The sequence below is a fragment of the Methylobacterium sp. WL6 genome, from assembly GCF_008040095.1.
Taxonomy (GTDB): Bacteria; Pseudomonadota; Alphaproteobacteria; order Rhizobiales; family Beijerinckiaceae; genus Methylobacterium.
The window spans coordinates 1-703 of sequence record NZ_VRVH01000645.1 but is presented as its reverse complement, the minus strand read 5'-3'; the positions used below and the strand labels follow the sequence as shown (position 1 = coordinate 703).

Annotated in this window: 1 protein-coding gene; it reads right to left on the bottom strand. The window is 69.8% G+C overall.

Annotation, left to right across the window (positions count from 1 at the left end; genetic code table 11):
- Positions 1 to 166: 166 nt before the first annotated feature.
- Positions 167 to 532: a hypothetical protein gene (locus FV230_RS28975; RefSeq protein ID WP_147844801.1), complete on the bottom strand. Its 366-nt coding sequence runs from the start codon at positions 530 to 532 to the stop codon at positions 167 to 169.
- Positions 533 to 703 lie beyond the last annotated feature (171 nt).

The window sequence follows — 703 nt, the reverse complement described above, 5'->3', positions numbered from 1 at the left end:
GCGGATCGACGCGCTGTCGGACAAGGTCGACCGCGTCAGCACCCAGCCGGTGGGCGACCTGATCGGGCGCCTGGAAGGCCTCGGCGAGAGCCTGCGCATTTTTTTTTTTAATGTTTGGGAGACGACGGAGATGTAAAAGTTAGTAGTCGTGGTCAGCGTGAGTTTTTTATATGTGACAGCCTCCGAGCGAGCGGCCGACCAGCGCCGCCGGGCCGGGGACCTGCGCGCGCACGATCTCGAGGGCATCCCGCCATGCGCCGAAATGCCGGCTGATCCCGGAGAACCCGACTCGCGACTCGCCGGTCCGCTCGAGATAGTGCGGCAGCAGCACCGCGAAGCCGGCTTCCGCCAAAGCTGCGGCTTCGGCGCGGACCGGACGGTCCGGGCCCGGTCCTTCCGCGTCGTGCAGCAGAATGACGGTCGCCGTGGCCGGCGCGTCCTTGCCGCGCGGCGCGAACCGCTCGATCGTGACGGGCCGTCCCTCGCACAGGATCGTGTCGCGGGTGACGGCCGGATGGGGTGGATAAGTCATGGCGTCAGGTCGGTCTCGACGGTTCGCGGCGCTCGCGCTCGCCGGCACGGCCCTGCTTGCCACGACGGCGGGACGGGACGCGAGGGCACAGGAGACGAAGCCGCATCCGCCCGAGGCGACCGTCCCCGTGCCGCCGCCGCTGCCGCCCGAGCGGCCCGCCGAGCTGAAGCC